Below are 13,098 nucleotides of genomic sequence, written 5' to 3'. Positions count from 1 at the left end.
CGGTCAGCGCAGAAAAGTTCTATCGGTTCGTCCTGTATCAAAATCGAGCGCAATAGGACAATGGCGCGATTCAATCACTCACCCTGCCCACGGTAACGAAAATAACACCCTAACCCGGCTGATGCATACCGCGCGGGTTCAAAGGCTAACAGCAGCTATCAAAGCTACCCAAATTATACCGGACACACCGAACGCCAGGAAAATACTGCGTGGTACGTCGATCGGACGTGATCGATGCGCAATAACTTCGCTATTATCTGTAGGTGTCCGCATGAGGGACGGCATCGTGTGAATGCGATGGTGGCGGATACGCATCCGCGTTACGATATGCTTTTTCATAACCTCTCCGTATGTTCTTCAATTAACGTTCTGCTATTCCCGTTGTTCCGCGCCAAACCGGATCGGTGGCTACCGACCATTGAACCTGACGCTTGTTCGTGCCTCTTACGGCTTCAAAAGGGCGCGTCCGGCGCACTTGATCTGTTCCTAAATTCGGCGGCGTAGGGTACCATACCGACGATCTGGCAACGCATTCCGTGCGGTGGAGGGGATAAACAACGCTTCCACCCTTGTTCGCCAACTGAACATGGGCGCGAATCGCAGTGCTATCAATGATCTAACGTGTAGTTCCAAGATTATTTACCGAGGCACCAAACCTTGTTAGGGTATCGGTATGTCGGGGTATCGGCAGTCAGACGACCCGGATCGCTATCATCTGAGTGGGCTAACCAAGGTTGATCGATCGAGCGTTCAATTTCGGAAGTGTGCGTTTCGCTCGATTCCGCCAATACGGAGCCCCCGCGATCGGACTTATTCTTTAAGGCAATTCCTGAACTAGACCCAACTTAATAACGCTACCCGCACGAGCAATCGACTGGTATGTCCGATGTGGACCCAGCGCGTGGATAAGATGCGAACGGCGCACTAGTCGACGTCGGTGCAGGGTCTCGAACTGACTGAGCCGCTTGTCGGGAAAGAGGTACCAATGACGATCACGCGAGTACGCAAGGCCGTGTTTCCCGTTGCGGGGCTCGGCACGCGATTTCTTCCGGCAACCAAGGCGATGCCGAAGGAAATGCTCACGGTGGTCGACAAGCCGCTGATCCAATATGCCGTCGAGGAGGCGCTCGAGGCGGGGATCGAGCAGATCATTTTCGTCACCGGGCGTGGAAAGGGCGCGCTCGAGGATCATTTCGACATTTCCTACGAGCTCGAGGACACGATGCGCTCGCGCGGCAAGTCGCTGAGCGCGATCGAGGTGATCCGCCAGAAGCCGGGATCGCCCGTCTATGTGCGGCAGCAGCGGCCGCTCGGCCTTGGCCACGCCGTTTGGTGCGCCCGCGATATCGTCGGCGATGAGCCGTTTGCCGTGTTGCTCCCCGACGAGCTGATGGTCGGCAAGCCGGGGTTCCTCGCGCAGATGGTCGAGGCCTATAACCAGGTCGGCGGCAACATTGTCGGCGCGCTGGAGGTGGCGGACGACGAAACCGACAAATACGGCATCATCTCGCCAGGGGCCATCGATGGCCGTTTGACCGAGGTCAAGGCGCTCGTCGAAAAGCCGAAACTCGGCAGCGCTCCATCCAATCTGATGATCCCCGGGCGGTATATCCTCCAGCCTGCGGTGATGCGGATCCTCGAGAACCAAGAGAAGGGAGCGGGTGGCGAGATCCAGCTGACGGACGCGATGGCGCAATTGATCGGCAATCAGCCGTTTCATGGCTTCACGTTCGACGGACAACGGTTCGATTGCGGCGACAAGGCCGGCTATATCCAGGCCAATCTTGCGCTTGCACTGGCGCGCGAGGATATCGGGCCGGCAGTTGAGCGTTTCGCACGCGGCCTGCTCAACTAGCTTTCGAGCCGTAGGATAACAGGCGGCGCGGGTTTCGATCCTGTCGCGCGGATTGGCGGAGCTGCGCGGGTAATGCCGCGCACCTCGCGGACCCTATCGGCGTCCCATCCATTCAGGCACGATGCGCCGCATGACCTCCGCCGATCGCCTGACCCGCCCGCTCAAGGGCCTGATCGTCGGCCAGGTGCGCGCTCTGTTCAACGATTCCGCGCGCGGCGAGAAGCCCGTCCAGCGCAACCCGCAGGCGCTGTTTCCGCCCGACTCGGTCGCATGGCGCGTCCATGGTGACGTCACGACGATGCTCGTCGGTGGCATCGCGGCTTTGCTGCTGCAGATGCTGCATCCCAAGGTGCTCGCCGGCGTGTGGGACCATTCAGGCTTTCGCGACGACATGCAGGGGCGACTGCGCCGCACCGCGCGCTTCATCGCAGTGACGACCTTCGGCGCGCCCGACGATGCGCGCGCGATGATCGCACGCGTCCGCCAGATCCATGATCATATCGGCGGCACGCTGCCCGACGGCACGCCGTACCGCGCCGGCGACCCGGCGCTGCTGGCGTGGGTGCATGTCAGCGAGGTGCTGAGCTTTCTCGACGGCTGGATCCGCTATGGCGAGCCGATGATGTCGCGTGCCGATCAGGATCGCTACGTCGCCGAGATGGCGCGCATCGCCGAGCCGCTCGGCGTCGATCCGGTGCCGCACAGCCGCGCCGAGGCCGAGGCGATCATGGCGGCGATGCGGCCAGAGCTCGTCGTCGATGCGCGCACCCGCGACGTGGCGAGCGTGCTGCTCGACCAGCCGGCGCCGTCGATCGCCGCCGGGCCGTTCGCGACGATGACCTTGCACGCGGGCGTCGATCTGCTCCCCGGCTGGGCGCGCGAGATGCATGGCCTTGCGCAACCCAGTCTCGGCCTGCCGCTGTTGCGCGCGGGGACCTTCGGCGTGGCCAGCACGCTGCGCTGGGCGTTCCGCGCATGAGCGCGCCGATCCCCGCTGCGACGCTGGTGCTGTTTCGCGAGACGGGCGGGGGCGGGGCGCCCGAACTTCTGTTCGTCGAACGCTCGCGCGCGATGGTGTTCGCGGGCGGGGCGCTGGTGTTCCCTGGCGGGCGCGTCGATCCGGGCGATCACGCGCTCGCGCTCGAATTTGACGGGGATGCCGAGGATCTGGCCGCCCGCATCGCCGCGATCCGCGAGACGATCGAGGAGGTCGGCGTGGCGGTCGGGGTTTCGTCGATGCCCGACGCGACGCTGCAGCGTCTGCGGGCGGGGCTGCACGACGGTGTCGCATTCGGGACGATGCTCCGCAATCTTGCGCTGACGCTCGATCCTACGGCGCTCACCGCCTTTGCGCGGTGGCTTCCGGCGCATGCGGCGAGCCGGATCTTCGATACCCGCTTCTATCTCGCGCGCTTGCCCGAAGCGGCGGCTGCGGCGGTGGTCGATGATACCGAGAACGTCCGCACCTTCTGGTCGACCGCGCAGGCGGTGCTGGACGAGGCCGATGCCGGCCGGGCGACGATCATCTTTCCGACGCGCCGCAACCTCGAGCGGCTGGCGCGCTTCGCGGATTTCGGAGCTGCGGTGGCGGATGCCGAACGCCACGAAATCCGCACCGTGACGCCGTGGGTCGAAACCCGCGACGGCGTCGAGTATCTCTGCATCCCCGACGACCTCGGCTATCCCGTAACCGCCGAGCCGATGAGCGCGGCGGTTCGGGGATAGCAATAGGCGTTCAGTTGGGCAGCGCGGTGGTTTCGACCTTCTCAACCCATTTCGGGTAGAAAGCGGGCTGGCGGTTGGACCATCCCGATGCGGTCGCTGCGGCTTCACTGATCGATTGCAGCAGCTTGCGGCGCAGATCGGGATGCAGATGCGGTAGCGCCGCCGCCGAGCAGAACGCCGCCGGCAGCCATGGCCGCACTTCGGCGCCGATCAGGCGTTCGTAGAGGAAGCGATACGCGGCAAAGGTGGTGAGCCGACCCTGGCCGAGATCGAACGCCGTCACCGTCATCAGCGGGGCAAGGAAAGGTTCGATCGCCTCGAGCCCGGTATCGTCGGGAAGCAAGGCGCGGATGGCGGGGAGCCGGACGTAGAGCCGGGCCTGGGCGCGGATGCTAGCCGTCTCGACTCCGTCGCGCGACCAGCGTTCGATCGCGTCGGCGCGGTCGAGCCCGATATCGAGCGAGCGCCGAACATACCGCTGGGTCGCCGATGCGAAGGTCGCAAATTCCTTGATTTCCGACAGCGTCATCGCGCCATTGGCCGGTTTCATTCGAGAGCCCATTCCGTCACCCCACTATCAAGTGCAGTCCGGCAATGCTGCGCCCTAACGCCTTTCGGCATGGTTAACGTCACAACATCCGCCGTCGCCAAGCGACCACGTTTCTTGATGCAACGCAACATAGCTTGTGAGGGTTTCGCGGCGAACGCGCGAAAATTTCGGAACATGCGGCGACGGCGCAACATTTGCGCCATCGCCGCGGATGCTCAGTCGTGGTCGCTCGAACGCTTCGCTTCGGCGTCGGCGTCGTATCCCGAAGACTTCGGCGCGTCGCTATTGCCGCCGGGTTGCGTGTTCGAGGGGGGATCCGATGCGTCCATCGATTCGTCGAGCGCGTTGTCGAGCGCCGCATCGGGGCTGTCGGGATTGCGTTCGAGCCGCTTGGCGATCGATTCATCCTGGCCCGCATTCTGACGGGGGTGGTGGATGTCCTTGTTCTCGTCGGACGTGTCAGCCGGATCACCGGGCGCGACCGACAGGCTGTCGAGCGCCTTTTGATCAACCAGTTTGGTGTCTTCGGTCATCGTGGCTCTCCTGAATAGCAGAAAGACCCAACACTTGAACGCGCTGCGGTGTTCCCTCAGGGAAGTTTCGTAACCGCAACATTTTGCCAGTTAAGCGTCGCCGAGCCAAAGACGGTCATAAAGGCGATGTCGGTGGCATCGCGTCCGACAGCGACGCGCACGAGGTCAGCGCACGACGCCATCCGCGTCGCATCGATCAGATGCCAGCCGCCGCCGATCCACAGTTCGGCGACCGCATGGAAGTCGGGCGGATCGACGCCGGGCGCATAGGCCGAGACGCAGCGTGCCGGAATGCCGCCGGCGCGGGCGAGCGCGACGAGCAGATGCGCATAATCGCGACACACGCCGCGGCGTTCGGCGAAGGTCATCATCGCCGTCGTCGTGCCGGTCGAAGTGCCACACGCATAGGTGAGGTGGTCGCTCACCCAATCGGTCAGGGCGACCGCGAGCGGACCCGCGGTCAGGTCGGCGAATTTCTGCTGAACGAAGCCTTCGAGCCGGTCCGATTCGCAATAGCGGCTGGGGAGCAGATAGGGGATCGTCTCGGGCGGCATCAGCCGGATCGGCGTGTCGCCGAGCGTCGCGAGATCGACGGGCGAGCGGACGATCTCGACGATCGCACGATATTCGGCGCGGAACGGGCCGTCGCCGCGCGCCCAGCAGCGCTGGCCGATGCCGTCTTCGCCGGGCACCGCGCGGATCGGATCGTTTGAATAGACGCGCAGGTCCTGCAGTTCGAGCCGCTGGTCGCTGCCCTTGGCCGCCTCGACCAGCAGCAGCACGTCGGCCGCGCCATCGATCGTATAATCGAGCGTCACATCGATCCCGAGCCGCATGTTGGTCTTTCACGCAAAAGAAAGGGCCCGGCGGGATGGTCCGCCGGGCCCTGGAAGATGGTGTCCGTGTTACGCTTAGTTGCGGTTGCCGAACAAGCGCAGGATGAACAGGAACATGTTGATGAAGTCGAGATAGAGGCTGAGCGCCGACATGATCGTCACGCGCTGCTCGTCCGACGTGCCGGCGACCTGCGCGTAGAGGCTCTTGGTGCGCTGCGTGTCATAGGCGGTGAGGCCTGCGAAGAGCAGCACGCCGACCAGGCTGATCACGAAGCCGAGCGGACCCGACTGCAGGAACAGGTTGAGCAGGCTCGCAACGAACAGGCCGACCACGCCCATGATGAGGAAGGTGCCGAACGCCGAGAGGTCGCGCTTGGTGGTGTAGCCGTAGAGGCTCAGCGCGCCGAACGACGCCGCGGTGGCGAAGAACGCCTGTGCGATCGCGACCGGCGAATAGACCAGGAAGATCGTCGAGAGCGACAGGCCCATCGCGACCGCGAAGCCCCAGAACATCGCCTGCAGCGTACCGTTGGTCATACGCGCCTGGCCGAAGCTCATGCCGAACACGAAGCCGAGCGGAGCGAGCGAGATGACCCACTTGAGGATGCCGGGGCCGGTGAAGACCTGCGCAGCATAGCCGCTGGCGACGAAGCCGAGCGCGACGATACCCGTCAGCAGCACGGCCGACGCCATGTAATTGTAGACAGACAGCATGTAGCGCCGCAGACCCGCGTCATACGCGTCGGTGCGCGTGGTCCCGGCCGTCTGGAATGCCGAAGCATTCGAACGGGGATCAGACCAGTTTGCCATTGCGAAAAGCTCCTAATGACCGGCCAAGTGCCGGATAGCTGCAATATCGGACTTGGTAGGGGGCATTTCAAGCGAATCCGGCCGGGCCGTGTGATGGCCTCAGGCGGCAGCAGCACTTTGTTACAAAAGCTGTCGCACTCAGCACGGCGCGGGTTACCGGCGAACGGCTGGTTGTACGCGTGCGGAAATCGCTTTCGTATTTCGGGTATGGTCTGCTAGGCCGGTCGGCAGAGCAGAAACTGCCGAGAGGAAAGAGTGATGGCCACCCCTGCGGGCTCCGCCCCGACGCGCGCGCCAGCGTACGCCTGGTATGTGCTCGGCATCCTCTTCCTTGTGTATGTGCTGAATTTCGTCGATCGGCAGATCATCTCGATCCTCGCCGAGGACATCAAACGCGACCTGCATTTGAAGGACGAGGATCTCGGCTTTCTCTACGGCACCGCCTTTGGCGTGTTCTATTCGTTGTTCGGGATTCCGCTCGGGCGGCTCGCCGACAATTGGCACCGGGTCCGGTTGATGACGCTCGGGCTGGCGCTCTGGTCGGCGATGACGGCGTTTTCGGGGATGGCGCGCAGTGGCGGCATGTTGGCGACCGCGCGGATCGGCGTCGGCGTCGGCGAGGCGACCGCGAGCCCTTCGGCCTATTCGCTGATCTCCGACTATTTCCCCAAGCGGCTGCGCGCGACCGCGCTCGCGATCTATTCCTCGGGCCTGTACGTCGGTGGCGGACTGTCGCTCGGTATTGGCGGGCTGATCGTCCAGCGCTGGAACCATGCCTATCCCGACGGCGGCCCGTTCGGACTGCACGGTTGGCAAGCGGCGTTCATGATCGTCGGCGTTCCGGGGCTGGCGCTCGCGCTGGTCATCGCAACCTTGCGCGAGCCGATCCGCGGTGCGGTGGAAGGGCTCCCCGAGCCGCCCGCGCATCCCGCACCGTTCAAGGAATTCCTCGCTGAGCTCGTCACGATCCTGCCGCCGCTGACGCTGATCGGCGCGGCGATGGGCGGGGGCAGGGCGCTGCTCGTCAACCTGCTCGGGCTCGGCGTCGTGGTCGGCTGCGTCACGCTCCTGCTCGCGTTCGGTGAACCCTGGCCGCAATGGGTGGCGATCGGGATCGGCGCCTATGCGGTGTTTTCCTGGGCGTGCGCGCTGAAACGCCGCGATCCGCCGACCTTCCGCCTGATCGTCGGCAACCCGGCCTTCCTCTGCGTCGTCATCGCTTACGGGCTCAACGCGTTCGTGAGCTATGCGGTGAGCTTCTGGGCGTCGCCTTACGTGTTGCGTACGCTGCACGAGACACCGGCCTTGGCGGGGCTGATGGTCGGCTCGAGCGGGGCGCTGGGCGGGTTCCTTGGCGTGACGCTCGGTGGGATCGCGGCCGATCGCTTGCGGCGGCGCAATCCGGCGGGGCGGCTGCTCGTCGTGCTGTTCGGTGCGACCGTTCCGATACCGTTCGTGATCCTCGCCTTCACCGCGACCTCGACACTGGTCTTCTATCCGGCGGTGTTCCTCGCCGGGATCTGCGCGAGCACAGCGCTCGGGGCGGCGGGCGCGACGATGCAGGACCTGGTGCTGCCGCGGATGCGCGGGACGGCGACGGGGACGTTCTTCATCGGCACGACGTTGCTCGGCCTGGCGATGGGGCCGTATCTGGCGGGGCGCATCTCGACGCTCTCGGGGAGTCTCTCGACAGGGATGCTGGCGCTGCTGCTCGTGTCACCGATCACGATCGCGGCGGGGATCGCCGCGTACAAGCTCGTCCCGCGCGCCGAGGCCAATCGAGAGGCCTGGGCGCGCGCGGCAGGGGAGCCGATCTAACCGATCAGCTCGCGGCGAACACGCCGCAGGCGATCCGACCGCCGCTATTACCGGAAGGGTCGGTCATCAGATCGTCGGGCTTGTCGTGAATGACGATCGCGGCGCCATCGGCATCTAGCAGGCCCGCCATCGTCGCGCCGGGCAGCACCGCGCCGATCGTGCCGCGTCCGTTCGCGCCGACGATCAGATTGGGCATGTCGCCCTCATGCGGCCCTTGCGGGTTCATCGAGCCGTGCTTTGCGCCGGCCGGGTTCCAATGGCCGCCAGCGGTGGCGAAATCGGGGGCGTCGCACTGGCCGACGGTGTGGATATGCGCGCCGTGCGTGCCCGGCGGCAAACCGTGCAGGTCGAGCGTCACGCGCAGGCCGCCCGACACTTCGGTGACAGTGGCGCGGCCGAGGTCGGCGCCGTCGGCGGTCCGCAGCATCGCAGTAGCGTGCGCACCTTGCGCGATCGGCGCACCGGTGGCGGCGGGATGCTCGGTGTTGCAGGCTGCCAGGCCCAATAGCGCTGTCGTCGCGATCATCACCTTACGCATAGGATCCTCCGTGTTTTGAATGGGCTTGCTGCGCGCGAACGCTGCGTTGCGCAACCGTACAACCCGTCAGACACGAAAAAGGCCCGCGCGACCGGAATCGCGCGGGCCAGGATCGATCGGTCGGGCGCTTTAGTTCGCCGCGCTCGTCCGGATGTTGCCATTGATGCCGTTCGGGAAGAACCCGCCGCCGACCAAGGCCGACTTCGACAGATAGACGATGTTGAGCACCTGGCCCGTCGTCCGGCTGTACGCGATGCCGTTCGCGTCGGTCGGTACGATGTTCGACTGCGATGCATCGGGGCCGGCAATGCCCTGATCGTCGTCGCTTGCGCCATCGAGGCTGTCGCGCGCGTCGCTGATCTTGCCCGCCGCGGTCACGATCGACGGGGTCGCCAGTCCCTTGGCATAGAGCACCGTGCGGACGAGGCCCGCATGATAGGCTTCGGCCGCGAGGATGCCGGCGGCCGCCTCGAGATAGGTCTTGTTGGTGATCAGCGGCGCTGCGCCCTTATAGGCCGACACGCCGACGTCTTCGAAGATGAAGGCGCCGAGCAGGAAGTTGATGTCGTTGGCGTACGGATCGAACGTGCCCGCGACATTGTCGATCGCGCCGCTCGCATTGGTCGCGATTCCCGCGGCGCGCGCCGCCAAGGTGAACGCGCCGTTCGCACCGCCGTCGATGTTGATCGCCGGCTGCGCGACCGCCGCCGACCCGAGCGCCGAGCGCAGGAAGTTGACGTGCGCCGATTCGTCCGCCGCGATTTCCCGCGCATATTGCGCGACGACGGGATCGGTGAAGGTTACCTGCCGGCCGCCGGTGACGGCACCCTGCGTGCCCGTTCCGGTCAGCGCGGCGGCCGGGAGACCCTGGCCGTACACTGCGTTCACATAGAATTGCGCCTCGAGATATTCGAGGTTCAACGCGAAGTTGAGCACGTCGAGATCGGTCTGCTGGCTCGCCGAGGTGGTCGGGGTCGGCGTCGGGGTCGGAGTCGGCGCGGAGGTGGTGTCGTCGTTGCAGGCTGCCAGCAACGACAGTCCGCCAACCGCGATCGAGGCGGTCGCGGCGGTGCGCATGAACTGACGGCGTTCGTGGCGACGGCGTTCGCCGGCCTCGAGGACCTGCGTAAGGATGGTCTGATCGGTCATGTCGATATCTCCCCAAATGGGAACGGCGCGGCTTAGTTCGCGGCGCTCGTCTTGATGTTGCCATTCACGCCAGCCGGGAAGAACCCGCCCATCGTGACCGAAGCATTGTTCAGATAGACGATGTTGAGCACCTGGCCGGTGGTCCGGCTGAACGCGATGCCGTTATTGTCGAGCGGCACGATGTTCGATGCCGACCCGCCGTTGATCGTCGTGGGGGAGATGCCCTGGTCGAGATCCGAGGTCCCGTCGAGCGAGTCGCGGGCGTTCGAGATCGCATCGGCCGAGGTGCGCAGCGACGGTGCCTGGACGCCACGCGAATAGAGCGCGGTGCGCACCAGACCGGCGTGATACGCCTCGACCGCGAGGATGCCGGCGGCGGCCTCGAGATAGGTCTTGTTGGTGATCAGCGGCGCTGCGCCCTTGTACGCGGTCACGCCGACGTCTTCGAAGATGAAGGCGCCGAGCAGGAAGCTATTGTCGTCGGCATACGGGTCGAAGAACGAGGTCTGCGCGGTGCCGGTGGGGGCGGAGGCGATCAGGCCAGCGGCACGTGCAGCCGAGCTGAACGCACCGGTCGGCGAGACGCCGATGTCGATCGTCGGCTGCGCGACGGCCGAGCTGCCGAGCGCGGTGCGCAGGAAGGTCACGTGCGTGATTTCGTCCGCAGCGATTTCCTTGGCGTAAGCGGCGACGAGCGGATCGGTGAAGACGACCTTGCGGCCGCCGGTTGCGGCGCCCTGCGTGCCGGTGCCCGTCAGGACCGATGCCGCGAGGCCCGTGCCGTTGACGGCGACGCTGTAGAATTGCGCCTCGAGATATTCGAGGTTGAGCGCGAAGTTGAGCACGTCGGCGTCGGTCGGCGTCGTCGGATCGGCGGCCGAGGCGCGGCTGCCCATCGACATTGCGCCGATGCCGGCACCGGCAACGGCGGCGGCACCAAAGGCGGTCTTGAAGAAATCGCGGCGTTCGTTGCGACGTTCGACGCGCCGGTCGAGAACGTCGAGCATCTGCTTGCTTGTATCGTCGGTCATCGGTTCAGACCTCCCCTGGTGTGGTCAATCGCTCAAACCAGGGTCGCGGATTTCGCTCCGCATCAGGCCTGGTTCGACGATCGCACCGCTGCGCCTACACACGACATGACGTTCGCCGCAGCGGGACTGCTTCGGCTCACCATGTCGCGCCAGGTACGGGGAGAACGACGCCTGGGACGCACCATCTATAAACAAATATTGCAGGATATTTCGAACGGTGCGTCCGAGCCGCCGGCTGGCTACAGTCCGATCTTGCGCGCCCGGTCGACGACCTTGGGCTCGAGGCTCAGCGCGAGCGCGCGGTCGCGCTCGGACTCGGGGACGTTGCCGTTTTTCGCTTCGACCAGGCTGCGCATGTAGAGCGTCCAGGCGTTCTTCGGGGCGATTGCCAGCGCGGCGTCGTAATCGGCGAGCGCCTGGCGGAGCTCGCCGCGGCGCAACCGGATCAGGCCGCGGCTGTCGAGATAGGATGGGTTCTTGGGTTCGATCCGAAGCGCGGCGTTGCAGTCCGCCAGCGCCTTGTCGGGATCGCGTCCCAGCAGGCCGCGGGCCCAGCAGCGTCCGTTGAGCGCGCTCGCCCGCGAACTGTCTTCGGGATGGCTGGCAAGCCACAGATCGTAATTGGTAATTGCGGCCTCGGGCGTATCGAGCCGGTCATAGAGGCTCGCCACCGCGAGACGCTTGTCCGACGAAGGCGCGAGCGCGTGGTCGGCGACCTTGACGTCGTCGAGCGCCTCGGCCGCGGCGCTGCCCGACACGGTCAGCCGCGCGCGCGCGATCCGCGCGTCGGGATCGTTCGGCGCGAGCCGGATCGATTCGGCCAGATCACCGAGCGCCGCGTCGCGCTGGCGATTGGCGAGCCGTGCCATCGCGCGTTGGTAGAAATAGCGCCCCTCGGTCGGGGCGAGCGTGCAGGCCTTGGTGAAATCGAGCAGCGCCTCGGTGATGCGGCGGTTGGAAAACGAGACCGCGCCGCGCCGGCTGAATTCCTCCGCGGTGGTCGGCTCGGGGGCGGTGTTCGAAAGGTCGAGCGCCTTGCCGTCGGCCGACATCGCGCCCTTCGGCGCCAGGTTGAACACCGGGCCGCCCTCATAGGTGATGAACAGCGCGCGGTTGGCGTTCGACACGAAGAGGCGGTGCGTCAGGAAGAAATCGGCGCCGACCAGCATGTCGATATTTTCCATCCCGATCTCGGAAATGGTGAGGCGCGGGCGGCGGATCGCTTCGCCGCCGATGTCGATGGAATCGAACGGCGCGAGCCAGGCGGGCACCTGCCGCGCGCCGAGCCCGCGGCTCGACCCGGTGCGGATGACGCCGGGGGAGTCGGGGGTGACCCCGGCGCGCTTCGCGGCGGCGAGCGACACCAGCGAGCCTTGCGCGCCGCTGTCGAACATCGCGCGGATCTTGACGCCGTTGAGAAGGATCGTGCCGATGGTGTGCGGCTTCCACGGACCCAGCCCAGGCGCGGCGAGCTGCACCATCGTGACGGGCTTGTCGCCCGCCCAATAGGCAAGGCTGAGCTTCGCGCAGCCGGTCGTTTTCATCAGCCGCACCGCGCCGTGCGGCAGATCATATTCGACGTCGCCGATCCCGAGCACGTTCTGGCCGAGCAGCCCGGCGGTGCCGGTATCGCTGCCGGCGACGACGAAATCGGCCTTGGGGATCGCGATCCCGCCGATCGAGAAGTCTTTTGCGGTGATGAAGCCCGCGGTCGAATCCCCGCCAATTCCCCGGACCCGGAAATAGCTCGGCAGGGCCATGACATGCTCACCGAATTCGGCGGCATTGGCGCGCGAGATCGTGCTGTAGAAAGCGCCGCTGTCGAGAATGAAGCGCGCATCCTTGGCGCCGAATTTGGCGAGCACCATCGGCGATCGACCGTTCATCGTCACGGGCAGCTCGAGCATTTTGCTGATCTGACAGCCCGCCATCGCCGGCACCGGCGCGGCAAGCGCAAGAGCAGGAAGGATCAGGCGCAGCATCCGCATCGCAATTCCCCGTTTCAAAACCGTCTTGCCGCTGATCCACCCCTTCAAAACGGGAGCGATATCAACGGCAACCTCAACGGTTCGGTGTGGCCGACATAGCCGAACGGGCAGGGCGTCGCATATCGAAATGTTGCTGTGGCGGCAGGAATGACCGTGCGGGCGCGCTGCGGCGGTCGCGTGCCCTTCCCCAAGGCGCACCTCGCTGCTATCGGCCTCCCGACTCTCGCATTCGCATAGTCGGTCGCGCCCGCGCGGAACCTGTGGT

The 13,098-nt window shown here is 65.4% G+C and carries 12 protein-coding genes; 4 read left to right on the top strand and 8 right to left on the bottom strand.

Annotation, left to right across the window (positions count from 1 at the left end; all coding sequences use genetic code 11):
* The first annotated feature begins 985 nt into the window (after nt 1–985).
* From galU to EAH76_RS08960, 3 genes are all read left to right on the top strand, one after another.
* Nucleotides 986–1,855 (top strand): UTP--glucose-1-phosphate uridylyltransferase GalU, encoded by an 870-nt coding sequence (galU, locus tag EAH76_RS08970; protein WP_140849893.1) that lies wholly within the window; start codon nt 986–988, stop codon nt 1,853–1,855.
* A gap of 130 nt (nt 1,856–1,985) precedes the next feature.
* Nucleotides 1,986–2,834, top strand: a complete 849-nt coding sequence (locus tag EAH76_RS08965; protein WP_140850438.1) for an oxygenase MpaB family protein — start codon at nt 1,986–1,988, stop codon at nt 2,832–2,834.
* The gene (locus tag EAH76_RS08960; protein ID WP_140849892.1) at nt 2,831–3,580 is read left to right on the top strand and encodes an NUDIX hydrolase; all 750 of its coding nucleotides are present in this window, start codon (nt 2,831–2,833) and stop codon (nt 3,578–3,580) included. The genes EAH76_RS08965 and EAH76_RS08960 overlap by 4 nt, the downstream gene beginning before the upstream one ends.
* A gap of 10 nt (nt 3,581–3,590) precedes the next feature.
* Here the strand turns inward: EAH76_RS08960 and EAH76_RS08955 are convergent, their stop codons facing one another.
* The 4 genes from EAH76_RS08955 to EAH76_RS08940 all read right to left on the bottom strand — a co-directional run bounded on the left by EAH76_RS08955 (nt 3,591) and on the right by EAH76_RS08940 (nt 6,309).
* Complete coding sequence (locus EAH76_RS08955; RefSeq protein WP_431357977.1) at nt 3,591–4,130, bottom strand: hypothetical protein; 540 nt, start codon at nt 4,128–4,130, stop codon at nt 3,591–3,593.
* A gap of 215 nt (nt 4,131–4,345) precedes the next feature.
* Nucleotides 4,346–4,663: a hypothetical protein gene (locus EAH76_RS08950; protein ID WP_140849890.1), complete on the bottom strand. Its 318-nt coding sequence runs from the start codon at nt 4,661–4,663 to the stop codon at nt 4,346–4,348.
* A gap of 56 nt (nt 4,664–4,719) precedes the next feature.
* The gene (locus tag EAH76_RS08945; RefSeq protein ID WP_140849889.1) at nt 4,720–5,499 is read right to left on the bottom strand and encodes a transglutaminase-like domain-containing protein; all 780 of its coding nucleotides are present in this window, start codon (nt 5,497–5,499) and stop codon (nt 4,720–4,722) included.
* Nucleotides 5,500–5,574: 75 nt separating this feature from the next.
* On the bottom strand, nt 5,575–6,309 hold the full coding sequence (locus EAH76_RS08940) for a Bax inhibitor-1/YccA family protein (protein WP_140849888.1): 735 nt from the start codon (nt 6,307–6,309) through the stop codon (nt 5,575–5,577).
* A 258-nt stretch (nt 6,310–6,567) separates the two neighbouring features.
* Here EAH76_RS08940 and EAH76_RS08935 point away from each other — a divergent pair, with 258 nt between their 5' ends.
* Complete coding sequence (locus tag EAH76_RS08935) at nt 6,568–8,127, top strand: spinster family MFS transporter (RefSeq protein ID WP_140849887.1); 1,560 nt, start codon at nt 6,568–6,570, stop codon at nt 8,125–8,127.
* Between the two features lie 4 nt (nt 8,128–8,131).
* Here the strand turns inward: EAH76_RS08935 and EAH76_RS08930 are convergent, their stop codons facing one another.
* The 4 genes from EAH76_RS08930 to EAH76_RS08915 all read right to left on the bottom strand — a co-directional run bounded on the left by EAH76_RS08930 (nt 8,132) and on the right by EAH76_RS08915 (nt 12,833).
* Nucleotides 8,132–8,665 carry a superoxide dismutase family protein gene (locus EAH76_RS08930; RefSeq protein WP_140849886.1) on the bottom strand — a complete coding sequence of 178 codons (534 nt, stop codon included), beginning with the start codon at nt 8,663–8,665 and terminating at the stop codon, nt 8,132–8,134.
* Between the two features lie 129 nt (nt 8,666–8,794).
* Nucleotides 8,795–9,814: a ferritin-like domain-containing protein gene (locus tag EAH76_RS08925; RefSeq protein ID WP_140849885.1), complete on the bottom strand. Its 1,020-nt coding sequence runs from the start codon at nt 9,812–9,814 to the stop codon at nt 8,795–8,797.
* Between the two features lie 32 nt (nt 9,815–9,846).
* Nucleotides 9,847–10,845, bottom strand: a complete 999-nt coding sequence (locus tag EAH76_RS08920) for a ferritin-like domain-containing protein (RefSeq protein ID WP_140849884.1) — start codon at nt 10,843–10,845, stop codon at nt 9,847–9,849.
* 239 nt (nt 10,846–11,084) lie between these two features.
* Nucleotides 11,085–12,833: an aspartyl protease family protein gene (locus EAH76_RS08915; RefSeq protein WP_140849883.1), complete on the bottom strand. Its 1,749-nt coding sequence runs from the start codon at nt 12,831–12,833 to the stop codon at nt 11,085–11,087.
* Between the last annotated feature and the right edge of the window lie 265 nt (nt 12,834–13,098).

Origin of the sequence: Sphingomonas glacialis (genome assembly GCF_006439055.1) — a bacterium.
Lineage (GTDB): Bacteria > Pseudomonadota > Alphaproteobacteria > Sphingomonadales > Sphingomonadaceae > Sphingomonas > Sphingomonas glacialis_A.
This window is presented reverse-complemented; position numbering and strand designations above follow the sequence as displayed.

Bases quoted from the DNA above. Each gene is read 5' to 3' on its own strand.
- galU (WP_140849893.1), top strand. From the start codon at position 986: ATGACGATCACGCGAGTACGCAAGGCCGTGTTTCCCGTTGCGGGGCTC.
- EAH76_RS08965 (WP_140850438.1), top strand. From the start codon at position 1,986: ATGACCTCCGCCGATCGCCTGACCCGCCCGCTCAAGGGCCTGATCGTC.
- EAH76_RS08960 (WP_140849892.1), top strand. From the start codon at position 2,831: ATGAGCGCGCCGATCCCCGCTGCGACGCTGGTGCTGTTTCGCGAGACG.
- EAH76_RS08955 (WP_431357977.1), bottom strand. From the start codon at position 4,130: ATGAAACCGGCCAATGGCGCGATGACGCTGTCGGAAATCAAGGAATTT.
- EAH76_RS08950 (WP_140849890.1), bottom strand. From the start codon at position 4,663: ATGACCGAAGACACCAAACTGGTTGATCAAAAGGCGCTCGACAGCCTG.
- EAH76_RS08945 (WP_140849889.1), bottom strand. From the start codon at position 5,499: ATGCGGCTCGGGATCGATGTGACGCTCGATTATACGATCGATGGCGCG.
- EAH76_RS08940 (WP_140849888.1), bottom strand. From the start codon at position 6,309: ATGGCAAACTGGTCTGATCCCCGTTCGAATGCTTCGGCATTCCAGACG.
- EAH76_RS08935 (WP_140849887.1), top strand. From the start codon at position 6,568: ATGGCCACCCCTGCGGGCTCCGCCCCGACGCGCGCGCCAGCGTACGCC.
- EAH76_RS08930 (WP_140849886.1), bottom strand. From the start codon at position 8,665: ATGCGTAAGGTGATGATCGCGACGACAGCGCTATTGGGCCTGGCAGCC.
- EAH76_RS08925 (WP_140849885.1), bottom strand. From the start codon at position 9,814: ATGACCGATCAGACCATCCTTACGCAGGTCCTCGAGGCCGGCGAACGC.
- EAH76_RS08920 (WP_140849884.1), bottom strand. From the start codon at position 10,845: ATGACCGACGATACAAGCAAGCAGATGCTCGACGTTCTCGACCGGCGC.
- EAH76_RS08915 (WP_140849883.1), bottom strand. From the start codon at position 12,833: ATGCGGATGCTGCGCCTGATCCTTCCTGCTCTTGCGCTTGCCGCGCCG.